Source organism: Kallipyga gabonensis (assembly GCF_001286805.1).
GTDB lineage: Bacteria > Bacillota > Clostridia > Tissierellales > Peptoniphilaceae > Kallipyga > Kallipyga gabonensis.
Window position 1 is genome coordinate 945,117 of record NZ_CXYV01000002.1, and the last position, 14,709, is coordinate 959,825.

The 14,709-nt window shown below is 49.6% G+C and carries 11 protein-coding genes, 1 tRNA gene and 1 pseudogene; 11 read left to right on the plus strand and 2 right to left on the minus strand.

Annotated elements, in window-relative coordinates:
* Positions 1 to 175 precede the first annotated feature (175 nt).
* From BN2373_RS05775 to BN2373_RS05810, 8 genes and pseudogenes are all read left to right on the plus strand, one after another.
* Positions 176 to 1,606: a TldD/PmbA family protein gene (locus BN2373_RS05775; RefSeq protein ID WP_053943153.1), complete on the plus strand. Its 1,431-nt coding sequence runs from the start codon at positions 176 to 178 to the stop codon at positions 1,604 to 1,606.
* Positions 1,606 to 2,943: a metallopeptidase TldD-related protein gene (locus BN2373_RS05780; protein WP_053943154.1), complete on the plus strand. Its 1,338-nt coding sequence runs from the start codon at positions 1,606 to 1,608 to the stop codon at positions 2,941 to 2,943. Before BN2373_RS05775 ends, BN2373_RS05780 begins: the two co-directional genes overlap by 1 nt.
* A gap of 39 nt (positions 2,944 to 2,982) precedes the next feature.
* Positions 2,983 to 4,224, plus strand: coding sequence for an aspartate aminotransferase type Ic (locus tag BN2373_RS05785; RefSeq protein WP_053943155.1), 1,242 nt, complete (start codon positions 2,983 to 2,985; stop codon positions 4,222 to 4,224).
* Positions 4,225 to 4,380: 156 nt separating this feature from the next.
* Positions 4,381 to 4,453: transfer RNA gene (locus BN2373_RS05790), tRNA-Ala, on the plus strand.
* 346 nt (positions 4,454 to 4,799) lie between these two features.
* The gene (locus BN2373_RS05795) at positions 4,800 to 5,465 is read left to right on the plus strand and encodes a cysteine peptidase family C39 domain-containing protein (protein ID WP_162200056.1); all 666 of its coding nucleotides are present in this window, start codon (positions 4,800 to 4,802) and stop codon (positions 5,463 to 5,465) included.
* Positions 5,466 to 5,507: 42 nt separating this feature from the next.
* Positions 5,508 to 6,023, plus strand: coding sequence for a YkvA family protein (locus BN2373_RS05800; protein WP_053943157.1), 516 nt, complete (start codon positions 5,508 to 5,510; stop codon positions 6,021 to 6,023).
* Positions 6,024 to 6,141: 118 nt separating this feature from the next.
* Positions 6,142 to 6,828, plus strand: coding sequence for an anaerobic ribonucleoside-triphosphate reductase activating protein (locus BN2373_RS05805; protein WP_053943158.1), 687 nt, complete (start codon positions 6,142 to 6,144; stop codon positions 6,826 to 6,828).
* Positions 6,829 to 6,985: 157 nt separating this feature from the next.
* A pseudogene (locus tag BN2373_RS05810) lies at positions 6,986 to 8,776 on the plus strand (ribonucleoside triphosphate reductase); the annotation flags it as partial.
* Between the two features lie 74 nt (positions 8,777 to 8,850).
* Here BN2373_RS05810 and BN2373_RS05815 read toward each other — a convergent pair.
* Entirely contained in the window at positions 8,851 to 9,819 is a 969-nt protein-coding gene (locus BN2373_RS05815; RefSeq protein WP_053943159.1) for a DUF1002 domain-containing protein, read from the minus strand.
* Positions 9,820 to 10,017: 198 nt separating this feature from the next.
* Between BN2373_RS05815 and BN2373_RS05820 the strand changes: the two genes are divergently transcribed.
* From BN2373_RS05820 to BN2373_RS05830, 3 genes are read left to right on the plus strand one after another with little or no spacing between them, the layout of a single operon-like run.
* Positions 10,018 to 10,953 carry an Abi family protein gene (locus BN2373_RS05820; protein WP_162200057.1) on the plus strand — a complete coding sequence of 312 codons (936 nt, stop codon included), beginning with the start codon at positions 10,018 to 10,020 and terminating at the stop codon, positions 10,951 to 10,953.
* A gap of 11 nt (positions 10,954 to 10,964) precedes the next feature.
* Positions 10,965 to 12,644 (plus strand): formate--tetrahydrofolate ligase, encoded by a 1,680-nt coding sequence (locus BN2373_RS05825; protein WP_053943161.1) that lies wholly within the window; start codon positions 10,965 to 10,967, stop codon positions 12,642 to 12,644.
* A gap of 31 nt (positions 12,645 to 12,675) precedes the next feature.
* Positions 12,676 to 14,004, plus strand: coding sequence for a bifunctional folylpolyglutamate synthase/dihydrofolate synthase (locus tag BN2373_RS05830; protein ID WP_053943162.1), 1,329 nt, complete (start codon positions 12,676 to 12,678; stop codon positions 14,002 to 14,004).
* Between the two features lie 52 nt (positions 14,005 to 14,056).
* Here the strand turns inward: BN2373_RS05830 and lexA are convergent, their stop codons facing one another.
* Positions 14,057 to 14,701, minus strand: a complete 645-nt coding sequence (gene lexA, locus BN2373_RS05835) for a transcriptional repressor LexA (protein WP_053943163.1) — start codon at positions 14,699 to 14,701, stop codon at positions 14,057 to 14,059.
* Between the last annotated feature and the right edge of the window lie 8 nt (positions 14,702 to 14,709).

A 14,709-nucleotide genomic window follows, 5' to 3' on the forward strand; every position in this document is an offset into this window, starting at 1 on the left:
TTTGTTCGACCGGGACCGGGTTTATTCCCGGTCCTTTTTTTGTCCCGTCCTCTACATTTATCCGGGTCTCATTTGATATAATAAACCTGATCATTGTGGGATTTCCGCAAGCTAACAAGGATCATGCTGCAGGGAAGCCCTCCAATAGTGTTTCACATGATAGAAAGGAAGCGGAATGAAAAAATTAATTCCTTCCCCCTACCTGAGGAAAGTGAAAGGGGACCTAAAAAAAATAATAGACATCCTATCTCCGGACTTTTCTTATGTCTCTATCCTGGCGACTGATGTCACCGGGAGGGAATATCAGGTTCTTCCCAGCGAAGTACGACTGGGAGATAGCCCGGATGCAGAAAGAGGCTTTGTCCTTCGTGTGATGGGTTCTAGGGGATTTTCTGAGTTATCCTTTAACCACCTGGATGTGGATGAAGTGGTTGAAAAGGCCCGGGCCCTCGTTGAGAACGACCGGGCAGGTCTTTTACAGAGCGTTGATCCCCTGGATTATGAAGAGGAACCTCAGGATGAGGCATGGACCGGTTCCTTCGTCCGTGAGGTGGAGAACCTTCCCCAGGAAGATTCGGCGGAAGAGATTCTGCAAACCCTTCGTAAGGAGCTGGACCAAGGCCTGGAAAAATATAAGGAGCTAAGCTTCCTCTCAACAGCCCTGATTATCACCCAGGTGGATAAACTTTTCCTGTCTAAGAACAAGGATCTGACCCAAACCTACGCCTATGCCCAGGCCATGGCTGCAGCGGTCGCTGCCAATGACAAGGGATCTAAGCAGGACTTTGCGGGTTATAGCGGCCTGGCAGGTTCTGAAGTTCTGGACCGAATCCCCGGTTTGATCGAAAAAGCCGCTCAAAGTGCTATCGGTCTTTTAGATGCTGAACCCATTGAACCCGGTGTCTATGACATTATTACGGATCAGACTTTCTCCGGGCTCATTGCTCATGAAGCCTTCGGCCATGGTGCTGAGATGGACATGTACGTCAAAAATCGGGCAAAAGGGAATGAATTCACCGATAAGAGGGTGGGCTCTTCCATCCTGACCATGAAGGACGGGGCTGAAGGGGTCGATCAGGTAGCCTCCTTTGTCTTTGATGATGAGGGAAACCCGGCAGCCAACACCACGGTGATTGATCAAGGTATTCTCCGTTCCGGGATGTGCGATGAGCTGTCTGCTTTGCAGCTGGGTTTCCATCCGACAGGGAATGGCCGCCGGGAATCCTACAAACGCAAGGCCTATGCCCGGATGACCAACACCTACTTCCCCGGACAGAACGCCCGATTGGATGACATGATCGCCTCTATCGACCACGGCTATTTCCTCCAAGGCTACACCTCCGGTATGGAAGACCCCAAGAACTGGGGGATCCAATGCGTGGCTCTCAAGGGTCTGGAGATTAAGGACGGAAGACTAACCGGGAAAATCGTCAGTCCGGTTTACCTGACCGGCTATGTGCCTGACCTTCTCCATTCGATTTCCATGATTTCCTCTATCGATGATGTGGAGCTGGACGGCATCGGCTACTGTGGAAAAGGTTGGAAGGAATGGGTCAAGGTTTCCATGGGCGGAGCCTATATGAAAGCCAGAGGGAGGCTCAACTAATGTTCGATTTAATTATTCAGGAAGCAGACCGGTCATTGGCCTGCGGGAAAATTCAGGACTGGGTTCTCCAGTCCAAGGACACCGATTCTCAGGAACTCTTCTTTATCAAGGACCGCCTGGATATGAACCGCCGGGCAGTTACCCGGGAATATATTCTCACGGTCTATGTGGACCATGAAGAGGAAACGGACGGGGTGGTGACGAAGACCCGTGGTTCATCTACAGCCCAGTTCGGACCTGATGACAGTGAGGAGGAAGTGGTCGACAAGATCGCTCGGGCAGGGGAAGAAGCTTCCTATATCAAAAACCCCTGGTTCCCTCTTCCTGACAACGGGGGAGAGCCGGGCCACGACATGGTCCAAGCTTCGACCATCCATGAATTCTCCCACAAGCATGAGGAGGTTTTTCAGGCCTTCTTTGCTGACCGCGGCGGTTTGGCCAAGGTGAATTCTGCAGAGATTTTTTGCCAGGATGTCCAGGTCCGTCTGGCTTCCTCCCAGGGACTACGCACTGCCTATCCTGCTAACCTTTTTCAGTTTGAATTGGTGACTGACGCGGAAGGGAAGAATGACCCGGTCGAGGTTTTCCGGATCTACACTCTGTCCGGTCCGGATGCGAATAAAATCGAGGAAATTGTGGATGCTCAGTTGAAGGAAACCCAGGCCAGAGCTCAGGCTGATCAGGCTCAAGCCATGGACAATGTTAGGGTAGTCATAACCGGTGATGAGGTGGAGGACTTCTTCCAGATGTACACCTCCCGCTTGTCCGCTACGAGCGTCTATAATGGATTATCCAAAGAAGAACCGGGTTCGTCCTTTGCCCATGACCAAAAGGGTCCTGAGGTAAAGGATCCGGTCAGCCTTCGACTGAATCCTTTCCTGGCACATTCGCCCTACGCTGTTCCGGTGGATTCCTATGGAACTCTGTTAACCCCCTATCCACTCTTAGATAAGGGGACAGTGGTCAACTTGGCTTCCTCCGCTCCCCACTCCTACTATTTGGGCATGGAAAACAAGGGAAAGTGTTCCACCTTTGAGGTAGAGGGCGGGTCTGCTGATTTGGATGAGACGATGAAAAAAGACCACTTGGAGATCATCAAGTTTTCTTCCTTTGATTTTTCTCCTCTAACCGGGAACTTCGGCGGGGAATTCCGCCTGGCCAAGCTGGTCAAGGAAGGAAAGGAAAGCTATATCTCCGGCGGATCTATCTCCGTCAACCTCTTTAAGTCGGCCGATAAGATTTCCTATTCCCGGGAGACAATTCAGCGTCCCCGGTCCATCACGCCCAAGGCCATCTTTATCGAAGGCGTACAGGTGGCCGGAGAGGATAAGGAATAAGCCAGCAAAGAAAGAAAAGCTCAAGAAAGAGGAGATCCCATGGGAAAAGAAAACCTGCAAGCTTATTTAGAGAAATATGAGGCCATCAAAAAGGTCGGGCTCAAACTGGATCTGACACGGGGAAAGCCTTCCGTGAAGCAGTTGGACATGGTTCAGAGGTATATGGAGAAAGCCATGGTCATGGGTATCGTTCAGGAAGAAGAGGGAATTGACCTCCGGAACTACGGGGGGCTATCCGGTCTTTCCGCCATGCGGAAGCTGATGGGGGAGATGATCGGGGTGGATCCCGAAAAAGTCATGACCATGGGCAATTCCTCTCTCCGGGTCATGAACTCTGTTTTGACTTTCGGTTTGATTTATGGCTTACCCGGTCAAGCCCCATGGAATCAGGAGAAGGGGAAAAAATGGATTTGTCCTTCTCCGGGGTATGACCGTCATTTTAATATGACAGAAAAATTGGGTTTTGATCTGGTAACGGTGGATATGACACCGGACGGGCCGGATATGGACCAGGTTCGCGAGCTAGTCAAAGATCCCTCAGTCAAGGGGATCTGGTGCGTGCCCAAGTTCTCCAACCCCGATGGTTACGTCTATTCGGAAGAGACCTGTCGGGCCCTGGCCGAGATGGAGGCAGCGGATGACTTCCTCATCCTTTGGGATAACGCCTATGCGGTTCACTATCTCTATGAAGAGGAAGCCCTTCCTCAAATCCCGGATATTCTCTCGCTTTGTGAAGAGGTCGGCCACCCCAACCGGGTTATGGCCCTGGCTTCTACATCGAAGATGTCTTTCCCGGGATCCGGAGTTGCTGCTTTAGCCGGAAACCTCCCCATGCTGGATTGGTTCCGATCCTGTTTTGCCAACTCTTCCATTGGACCTAACAAATTTAACCAGATGATCCAAGTGAACTTCTTCCGCCAAGTGGGAGGAGTAGACGCTCTCATGCGAAAACATGCGGAATTTATCCGGCCTAAGTTCCACCTGGTAGAGAAGATCCTCAAGGAAGAATTGGAGGAAGAAGGTCTAGCCAAGTGGAACCTTCCCAAGGGAGGGTATTTCCTTTCTGTCTATCTTAAGGAAGGAACGGCCAGACGAGTCTATGACCTTTGCCTGGATGCGGGCCTCCACCTGACTCAGCCGGGAGCAACTTATCCCTATCATAAGGATCCCAGGGACTGGAACCTCCGCTTGTCCATCACCGTTCCTCCTCTGGAAGACCTTCAAAAAGCCATGGACCTCTTCTGTCTCTGCGTAAAAATCGCAGCCTACGAAGGCAAATAAGGCTTCTTGGCGGTTATGGGTAATCCTCCCCATCCCTTAGCGATGGGGAGGAGGATCCTGATACATTCCCTTTGATTTCTCAGCCTTGCCCCTTGACAAGGACCGGGAAGATGGCCTATACTAATCAAGTCACTATTCGTGGCAATAAGTATAGATGGGGAATTAGCTCAGCTGGGAGAGCGCTTGAATGGCATTCAAGAGGTCAGGGGTTCGATCCCCCTATTCTCCATGATAGGAAAATGCCCAATCCGTTGATTTCAATGGATTGGGCATTTTTCAATGCTTTCAGCCGTTTTCTTGTCTTCGTTAAAGCCCGTTAGATCGCCGTATTTCTGTATCAATTAAGGCAACAAATTTTCCAGGTCTTTTTCGTAGAGTGTGAGCGAATAAATAGCCGGGTCATAGAAGACTCCTTGTCATAAAAGATAGTCTAGAAGAGTTGGGTATATAAAATACCATCATCCCACCTGGCTTAGATGTCACAACTAAGGCAGTTGTATCATTCTTACAGGTTATAACAAAGTGCGGTCAAGTGGGGATGCCTTTCATTCATGATCTGATGAAAGAAGAAATGGATGAGGAAAGACTTAAGGAGATTGCCCTTGATTCGATTGCCCTGGAAAAGGAAGCCGGTCATTCAAAACCTGACCGGATATATTGAGAAGAAATATGGCTCCGGCTACCGTCTTCTCCATGAGGGGGTCCTGAATTCTTTTCCCATTCGGTCCATGGACCGCTTTCAGGCAAGAAATCACTGTTCCCTGGCTTCTCTGACCGGCATATTTCAATATTACCGGGATCGGGGGTTCACGGGGATCCCCGGGGACGAAGACCGGGTCTTTCAGGATCTACTGACTCATGCTCGATCGGATTTTTACTATTTTCCATGGATGGGGACCAGTCCCTTCTTCATCCCTTCTTTGGCCACATGGGCCTGGAGGACTTACGGCTATCGGGGGAAAGCACAGAGCCTCTTTCGATTTAAGAAGCCTGAAGCTCTTTTTGATACGATCAGAAAAGAAATTGATGGTGACCGTCCCCTTATTATGAATTTTGTGGCCGGAGCCTACCGAAAGCATACGGTGACCTGCATGGGCTACCGGTCCTATATGAACGGAGGAAGAAAACTCTTCTTTGCCCTTGTTGCGGATAACTGGTCCAACCAAGTCCGCTATGTGGATTTGCAGGAATTGGGACCCCGAGGGTTCTTTCTCTTTTCGTTGACGACGATCAAACCGTAATGGAAGCTGGAAAGACAAGATAAAAAAATAGTGAGGAGTCAAATGAATAAATATATACGAAGAGCCGCCTATCTCATGAAAAATAAAACCCGGATTCAAGAGGTAACCCGGGAAGCCTTGGGTTTGGTTACTTCCAAAAGGAAGCTTGGCCAGGTAAAGGGGGAAGTCCTCCTGATGATCGACCTTATCCACGATGCTGTTTTTGGAAAGTATAAGGGCTGGTCTAAAAAGAATGTGATCTTAGCCCTGGGTGCATTGATTTACCTCATTTCACCCATTGACCTTGTCCCTGATTTTATCATCGGTCTAGGCTTTGGGGATGATCTTGCAGTGATTGCCTGGGCCTTTGCGAAGTTATCTTTGGAGCTCAAACGTTATGTGGCCTGGAGGCGGGACCAGGGGAATCCTGTCCAAGACACTTCTTTTCAAGAAGATTTAGTCGAAGAGGATTTCAAAAAATACAAGATTAATGAAGAGGAGTGGACCTATGACCCTGAAGATGATCTGACGGGTCAGGAAGATGAGGTTCAATACCGAGTGAGCGAAGATGACCTATAGTATAGGGCTTTCAGGCAACCACTAAATGTGGTATTATTTTTCAGAATGACACGAAATCTCGTAATGAAATCCAGGATCCGGTCTTTCGGACCTGGATTTTTTTCGAAAGGGGATAGGAATGGCCATTGTTGGTTTCCAATCGACAACCTTGTTGGATTTTCCCGGGAAAATGGCCTGTACGGTCTTTTTGGCGGGCTGTCAGTTTCGCTGCCCCTGGTGTCATAACTGGGAACTGATTGATGGCCGCCCTCTTACTGCGATGCCGGTAGAAGATTTGGCCGCTTTCTTAAAAAAGCGAAAGGGACTTTTGGAAGGAGTTTGTTTCACCGGTGGGGAACCCCTCATGGCCCGGGAACTGGAGAGTTTGATGGGATTAGCCAAGCGGGAGGGGTATGCGGTAAAGCTGGATACCAATGGCCTTCTGACTGACCGACTCCAAAACCTGGTCGGCCGGGGCCTGGTTGATTATGTGGCCATGGACATTAAAAACTGCCCTAACCGCTATGCTGAGACAGTCGGTTTGAAACAACTCAATATGGAAGGGATTGAAGAATCCGTTCGTTTTCTCATGTCCGGGCCGGTAGATTATGAATTCCGTACCACCGTAATCGAGCAATTCCATGACGAAGAAGGAATCCGAGCCATGGGGGAGTGGTTGTCCGGGGCTGACCGGCTTTTTCTCCAAGCCTTTGAGATGACGGATCATGTGCCGGATCGGAGCTTGGCCCCACCCGGACGGGAGAAAATCCAGCTCTACCGGAAGCTTTTAGCCGCTCATATTGGTAAGGTTGAGGTTAGAAATTGATAAAACCCTAGTTTTTTACTCGTCTATATATAGTATAATAATATTAATGTTGATATTATAGACACTATATATGGTGCTATACTCTTGCTTTTCCCTTTATTTCAGCCTATACTACTTTTGTAGCGTTTTTTATGAGAAAAGGGGGATAGCTATGCCAGAGAAAGATAGAAATAACCTACTCGATGTAAAAAAGCAGGTTGAAGATTACTTAGGAATTAATGATTGGCGGGTGAAAGAGAATTCTACGGTCACCTATTCTGTGGGGGGACTGATTCTTTCCAATTCCGGTACGGTGACCGCCAATTATTGGTTAAATGAGGTTTATGACGAAGAGATTGCCCAGGCTCATCGTTCCGGGGCTATCCATATCCACGATCTTTCCATGTTAACCGGCTATTGTGCTGGCTGGTCCCTGCGTCAGCTCATTTTAGAGGGCCTGGGGGGAGTACCCGGGAAGATCTCCTCTTCTCCGGCTAAACACCTCTCCACCCTTTGTAACCAGATGGTCAATTTTTTGGGCATCATGCAAAATGAGTGGGCCGGAGCTCAGGCGTTTTCCTCTTTCGATACCTATCTAGCTCCCTTCGTTCGCGTGGATTCCCTTTCTTATCACGAGGTTAAGCAGTCCATCCAGTCTTTTGTCTATGGTGTTAATACGCCATCCCGCTGGGGAACCCAGGCACCCTTTTCGAATATCACGCTTGACTGGACCGTGCCCAAGGATTTGGAAAAAGATCCGGCCATTGTCGGCGGAGAGTTTATGGACTTTACCTATGGCGATCTTCAAGCAGAGATGGATATGGTCAATAAGGCCTTCATCGAAATCATGATCGAAGGAGATGCCGAGGGACGGGGCTTCCAATACCCCATCCCCACCTACTCCATCACCAGGGATTTCGACTGGTCGGATAGCGAAAATAACCGCCTCCTTTTTGAAATGACGGCTAAATACGGCACTCCCTATTTCTCCAACTATGTCAATTCGGATATGGATCCCTCGGACGTTCGGTCCATGTGTTGTCGTTTACGCTTAGATCTGAGAGAGCTTCGGAAAAAGTCCGGCGGTTTCTTCGGGGCCGGGGAGTCCACCGGTTCCATCGGTGTAGTCACCATCAATCTCCCCAGGATTGCCTATTTAGCCAGGGACGAACAGGATTTTTATCAGCGTCTGGAAAGTCTCATGGACATTGCCGCCCGGTCTTTGAAGATGAAAAGAGACTTCGTGACTGGCCTTTTGGAAGCGGGCCTCTACCCCTATACCAAGCGTTATCTGGGCACCTTCGCCAACCACTTTTCCACCATTGGCTTGATCGGAATGAATGAGGTTGGCTTGAATGCCTCCTGGATCCGGAAAGATCTTTTGGATGTCGAGACGCAAGTATTTGCTGGAGAAGTGCTGGATTTCATGCGGAACCACCTGGTCCATTACCAGGAAGAATATGGTGACCTTTATAATCTGGAGGCCACCCCGGCCGAGTCCACCACCTACCGCTTCGCCAAGCACGATAAGGAGGCCTTCCCGGATATTATTACAGCGAACGAAGGAGGAACTCCCTACTACACCAACTCCTCTCACCTTCCGGTAGGAGCAACGGACGATCTTTTTGAAGCTTTGGAAATCCAGGATAATCTTCAGACCAAGTACACTTCAGGAACGGTCTTTCATGCCTTTATTGGGGAGAAACTCCCCAACTGGAAGGCAGCCGCCCTCCTGGTGAAGAAGATTTCCGACAACTTCCGTCTGCCTTACTATACGATTTCGCCAACTTATTCCATCTGCCCCAACCATGGTTATATCTCCGGTGAGCATTTCGACTGTCCGGAATGCGGGGAAAAAACCGAAGTCTATTCCCGGATCACCGGCTACTACCGGCCCGTTCAGAACTGGAATGACGGAAAGGTTCAGGAATACAAGGATCGGAAGGAATATAAAAACTCTATTTTCTAGATTCAGATCATAAAAAATCCCCCTCTGAAACAGAGGAGGATTTTTTTATGAAAAGAGGTAATGGTTGTAAATGCTTAGGAAAAGAGCCCTTGGAAGAAGTGAATGATGCCGTTAATGATGGACTGGAAGAAGCCAACCGCATCATCCTTGGTTTCAGGGGAGAGGTCATCCCAGGAGGATTTGACATTCTCCAGAAGCTTGCCTCCTTCGCTGACCAGCTTGTTGCCAAACCGGCTCAGGGCATCCTTCTGGTCCTGAGTAAGTTCAATTTGCGAGAACTGGTCCATGAGATTCTGGATTTCTTGGATGTTGTCCTTGGTCAGGATGCCGTTTAAGTTGTAGTTATTGACGACATTATTGATGATTTGACCGATTTGATCTCCGTTAATCGTTCCGTTGTTCTCGTTCTTGAAGTTGGAGATTTGTCCTTTGATTTCAGCAATGGCGGCATTTAACTGGTCATCGGAGAAGTCGGACTTTTTCTCATTTTCCTTGGAAATTTGGGAGGTGACTTCCAGTTCCTTCTGGGCTACTTTGACCTTGTCTTCGCTGAGTTCGCCGGAGGTTCCCTTAAAGGCCTTATAGACACCGGCCAGGGCACCGGATCCGTCAACAGCTTTGACAGAAGCTACAGTGATCTTCATGTTAACCGCTCCGGCAGTGATGGCGGCATTGGCATATTGGTTGGCGGTAATGGTGGTAATCGTCTTGGGTGTCGCAATCTCGACTTCCACACCATCCACCTTATCCGTGGGTTCCAGATAGACGGAAGAATAAACCTGGTAGTAGTGATAGTTGTCATGGAGGAGGCCGTTGAGCTCGTCGATGTTGACTTTCATGGTAATTAAGTCGGAATCGGGATTGGCAGGAACACCCAGTAGCTTAGCTGTTTCCTTGATTTGCTTATCCGTCAGGGACTCTCCATAGGCATAAACAGGCTGGTTGAGCTTTTCAGCACGGGCAATTTTACCCATGGGAAGGAGGACCATGACCATAGCCAGGGCCAGGGCTAAAATCTTTCTTCCTTGTATTTTCTTTGCCATATTTCATCCTTTCATTAAAAATGAGTTCTTCAAAGGGACGTAAATACATTTCGTGATCGTTTGAGTCTTACTTCAGTAATGATAGTCACCGGATTTGTTGAATTTATGGATACGGCGACAATTGACAGGCTGAGATCGTCTTCATTATACTGACCTTGAGCCAAGGAAAAAGAGATGACCGAAGATAAGGGAGGACCTATGCAAAAAAGGAAGAAAAGTGGACAAAATTTAGACGTGGATCCGGCATTATATGGGATGATGAAGGCAGGATTGGTCGTTAACAACGATGAGTTTGCTCGTCAAGTCCTACAGGAGCTATCTGCCTTTCACCTCCAGGAATATGGTCGTCCTTTTTATCATATGAACCAAAGAAGGTATGAAGAGGGTACGACGTTTGAGGAGGTCTACCAGGTTTACCGGGCTGACCGTTTTTGTAAGAATTTTCTCTTTGATTTTCTTGCGGAAATTGAGGTACAGCTTCGAATGGTATTAGCCCAGGTTCACCAGGAGGCTTATGGGAATTTTGGCTATCTGGATGTGGAGAATTTTGAAAATGTTCAATACCACGCCTCCTTTTTGAACGATGTCCACCAGGAGGCCGAGCGAGGGAATGAGCCCTTTGTCAGTCATGCAAAGCGAAATCATGGCGATGATTTTCCCATCTATATTGCGGTTGAGTTACTGACCTTTGGGGGTCTCTCCCAACTCTATCGTAATTTTCTCCCCCAAGAGAAGGAAAGGGTAGCCGCTTTTTACGGCATGGAAGATGGGGAAGCCCTCTACTCCTATATCCATTCACTCACCTTCATCCGAAACACCTGTGCCCATCACGGACGTTTATCCAACCGGTCTTTTCCGGATCCTTGCATTATTTTAGAGGAAGACAGGAAACGGCTGGAAGAGGATAATCCCGGTTTTGAAGTTGATTCTCAGACGCTTTTTTCCAATGTTGTAGCCATGTGTCACCTCCTCCATTGGCGAAAAGCTCGTCCCCTAATTGAGCATTTTGACAAGCTCTTCCGGTCCTATCCGAACTTTCATCCGGACTGGATGGGCTTTCCCCCGGTATGGAAGAGAACCCTTCTTTCCATCAACGAAGACATTGACCAGGACGGTCAAGAGGAAGAATCCTGAAAGGAGACAACATGAAAACGGATATTGAGCTTGCCCAGGAGGCGAAAAGCCTGCCCATCCAGGAGATCGCAGATGGTCTCGGAATCCCGGAACAATCACTGAACCCCTATGGTCGCGATAAGGCAAAGGTATCCCACCAGCTTTTGAAAGACTGGGCAGATCGGAAAGACGGGAAGATGGTCCTGGTCACCGCTCTCCATCCCACCCCCTACGGGGAAGGCAAAACGACCGTTTCCGTCGGTTTAGCCGATGGACTCTCAAAAATCGGCAAGAAGGCCATGTTAGCCCTTCGTGAGCCCTCCTTAGGCCCCATTTTCGGCATTAAAGGCGGAGCAGCCGGCGGCGGCCATTCCCAAGTCGTCCCCATGGAGGATATCAACCTCCATTTCACCGGCGATTTTCATGCTATTGCCGCAGCAAACAACCTCTTAGCTGCTCTGATTGATAACCATATCCACCAGGGAAACGCCCTGGGCATTGATCCTACCCGGATTACCTGGAAACGCTGCATAGATATGAACGACCGGGCACTTCGGAACATCGTAGTCGGTCTGGGCGGAGCCAGCCAAGGAACCCCTCGCGAGGACCACTACGACATCGTTGCCGCTTCCGAAATCATGGCTATCATCTGCCTGGCCCAGGATTTGGATGACCTCAAAGAGCGTTTGAGCCGGATTGTGATCGGCCAATCCTACGATAAAAAATACGTGACTGCCGGTGACCTTCAGGCCCAGGGGGCAATGGCCCTCCTGCTGAAGGATGTCCTGGATCCCAACCTGGTTCAGACCATTGAAAACACCCCGGCTTTTGTCCATGGCGGCCCCTTTGCCAACATCGCCCATGGTTGCAACACGCTGACCGCCACTAAGCTGGGACGGAAGCTGGCGGATTACCTGGTCACGGAAGCCGGCTTCGGATCTGACCTGGGTGCGGAAAAATTTATCGACATCAAATGCCGTTTCGGCCAGATGAAGCCGGATGCCGTTGTCCTTGTCGCCACCATCCGGGCCCTGACCCACCACGGCGGACGGGTTAAGGGAGAGGAGTATTCCGGAGAAGAACTCTTGGCTTTTGAAGAAAAAGGCCTGGATAACCTCTTCCGTCACATTGAAAACCTCCAAACGGTCTTCCACGTTCCCGTTGTTGTTGCCATTAATAAGTTCATCACTGACACTGATGAGGAAATCGCACTTTTGGAAGATAAGCTGGATGAAAAGGGCGTTTCCTATGCTCTTTCTGAAGGTTGGGAAAAGGGCGGCGAAGGCTGCATGGATTTAGCTCAAAAAGTGGTTCAAGTAGCCGACCAGCCCAGCGAAGATTTCTCCTTTGCTTATGAACTCGACCAGCCGATTAAGGAAAAGATGGAAGCCATCGCCAAGAAGATTTACCGGGCATCCGGTGTCATTTATACCAAGGAAGCTAACCGGAAGATCAAAAAGTTGGAGAAGGAGGGCTATGGGAATTTACCCATTTGTGTAGCGAAGACCCAGTATTCTTTCTCTGATGATCAGGGTAAACTCAATGCACCGGAAGACTTCAAGATCACCATTCGTGAGGTCCGCCTGTCGGCCGGAGCCGGCTTTATCGTCATGCTGACCGGTGCTGTCATGACTATGCCCGGTCTGGGGAAGGAACCTGCCGCCCTCCGGATGGATGTGGATGAAGACGGTACGATCAAGGGCCTCTTCTAGCTGTTGCGAGAGTAGATAGGTTGAATAAACCATGAGAGATCCAAAGAACTGGAACGAAAAACAAAGGGAAGTGGATCAATGGCTCTCCGCTCTGGGACATCCGGAGCGGGGGCCTCTTTTTCTTTACATTGTAGGGACCAATGGAAAGGGCTCAACGGGACGGGCCTTGGCCAGGAGTCTGGGAGATTTAACGGGCCTGAAGGTTGGTCACTTCCTTTCCCCCCATATCCACAAATACAACGAGCGGATCATGATGGGAAACCGGCCTATTGATGACAAGCACCTGGAAATGATCCAAGACCAGTTGGACCGGGTTGAACAGGACCGGAATCTTCCTTCTCTTTCCTACTTTATCCATTCCTTCGTTGAGGCCATGGTGGCCTTTAAGGACCTCAAGATCGCTGTCATTGAGGCAGGGATCGGGGCTCTTGAAGATGTCACCAATATCCTCCCCTTCGAGGCCGTCCTGCTCACCACCATGTCCCTGGACCATACCAATGTTTTGGGCAACCGTCTTGAGGACATCGCCTTCCAGAAGGCCTCAGCCGTCATTCCCGGCAAGACCCTCCTCTCCACCAACCAGACTCCGGAGGCCCGGGAGGTGATTGAAGACCTGGCCCGAAAGGCGGGGAGCCCGGTTCTCTTTTTTGATCCGGCCTGGGTGAAGAAGGCTAAGGTGGAACTCCGACAAGAAGGTGAGACAGGGGAAAATTTGAAAAAGGGAGGACAAGCCGATGAATCGGACTCCACCCTATGGACCATGACTTTCGACTATGACCACGGCTGGCTGTCCGGGTCCTACCGGTCCTGCATGGTGGGGCTTCATCAGGTCCAGAATATGGGCTCAGTCCTCTCCGCTATGGAAGTCCTTATGGACCCTGATCGGAAGGAATTTGCCAATCTCCACGCCCTCTTTCTTTCTAAGGAACGGGATTGGATAAAGAAGACCATTTCCCAGAGTCTGTCCAAGGTCTACTTGCCGGGTCGTTTGGAGCTTTTAAGCCGTGATCCCTTTATCCTTATTGACGGGGCCCATAATGACCAGGCTATCTCTCTTTTGATGGACAACCTGACTTGGTTAGGCCTGACCAAGGGAGGAAAGTGGGGGGCACCCGCCCTGATCTATGGTACTCATGATGACAAGGTATCGGAGGAAAAGAGGGAGGAAATCTTCTCTTTTGTCGATGCCACTTATCCAGTGGATGTGGAAGAGGTGAGTGATGAGGACCGGGTTAGGGAAGTTGGGGAGGCCATCGTCCAATCTCTGGCAGACAATCCCCACCGACCCATCCTTGTCGCCGGATCCCTTTATCTTCTCGATGGGGCAAGCCACTACCTTGCGGAAAAAAGGGAAAAATAGAATACAAAAAGAGGGTGTCGGATGTTTTCCGACACCCTCTTTTTGTAAAAAATCAGTAGAGGCGGTAAAGACCGGATACTATCCCCAGGATCCGGCAGTCTTTGACAAGAATGGGGTCCATAGAAGCATTCTCCGGTCGGAGCTCGACATAGTCCTTATGTTGGTAGAAAGTTTTGACCGTGGCTGAATCTTCGATGAGAGCAACGACTTGCTGACCGTTTCGGGCGGTATCCTGTCTTCGAATGATGACATGGTCACCGTCATAGATACCGGCTTCGATCATGGATTCTCCGTGAATCTCCAGGATAAAATAATCCGCTCCGTCATTATGAAAGAAGGCAGAGGGTAGGGGGATAGAATCTTCGATGTGATCGTCAGCATAGATGGGAGCCCCGGCTGCGACCGGACCAAAAACGGGAATATCATAAACGTCATCCCGGATGTGGACAGGCGGTTCTTCCTGTTTAGATTCCATACCTTCGGGAACTCGGACAATTTGGAGGGACCGGTAAGAGCTTTGGTCCATAGAGAGGATTCTTTTTTTGATGAGTTCATGAACATCTGCGGAAACCGTGGAAGTGGAGGGAATGCCGACAGCACTCCCTATTTCCCGGTAGGAAGGCGGATAGCCATTTTCTTCCAGGTATTGGGCAATATATTGGAAAACTTTTTTTCTCCGTTCTTCTGCCTTCGTCATCATTTCTC

What these genes read in the sequence shown, in the direction of transcription:
- BN2373_RS05775 (WP_053943153.1), top strand. Translation starts at nt 176, where the DNA reads ATGAAAAAATTAATTCCTTCCCCCTACCTGAGGAAAGTGAAAGGGGAC.
- BN2373_RS05780 (WP_053943154.1), top strand. Translation starts at nt 1,606, where the DNA reads ATGTTCGATTTAATTATTCAGGAAGCAGACCGGTCATTGGCCTGCGGG.
- BN2373_RS05785 (WP_053943155.1), top strand. Translation starts at nt 2,983, where the DNA reads ATGGGAAAAGAAAACCTGCAAGCTTATTTAGAGAAATATGAGGCCATC.
- BN2373_RS05795 (WP_162200056.1), top strand. Translation starts at nt 4,800, where the DNA reads ATGAGGAAAGACTTAAGGAGATTGCCCTTGATTCGATTGCCCTGGAAA.
- BN2373_RS05800 (WP_053943157.1), top strand. Translation starts at nt 5,508, where the DNA reads ATGAATAAATATATACGAAGAGCCGCCTATCTCATGAAAAATAAAACC.
- BN2373_RS05805 (WP_053943158.1), top strand. Translation starts at nt 6,142, where the DNA reads ATGGCCATTGTTGGTTTCCAATCGACAACCTTGTTGGATTTTCCCGGG.
- BN2373_RS05815 (WP_053943159.1), bottom strand. Translation starts at nt 9,819, where the DNA reads ATGGCAAAGAAAATACAAGGAAGAAAGATTTTAGCCCTGGCCCTGGCT.
- BN2373_RS05820 (WP_162200057.1), top strand. Translation starts at nt 10,018, where the DNA reads ATGCAAAAAAGGAAGAAAAGTGGACAAAATTTAGACGTGGATCCGGCA.
- BN2373_RS05825 (WP_053943161.1), top strand. Translation starts at nt 10,965, where the DNA reads ATGAAAACGGATATTGAGCTTGCCCAGGAGGCGAAAAGCCTGCCCATC.
- BN2373_RS05830 (WP_053943162.1), top strand. Translation starts at nt 12,676, where the DNA reads ATGAGAGATCCAAAGAACTGGAACGAAAAACAAAGGGAAGTGGATCAA.
- lexA (WP_053943163.1), bottom strand. Translation starts at nt 14,701, where the DNA reads ATGACGAAGGCAGAAGAACGGAGAAAAAAAGTTTTCCAATATATTGCC.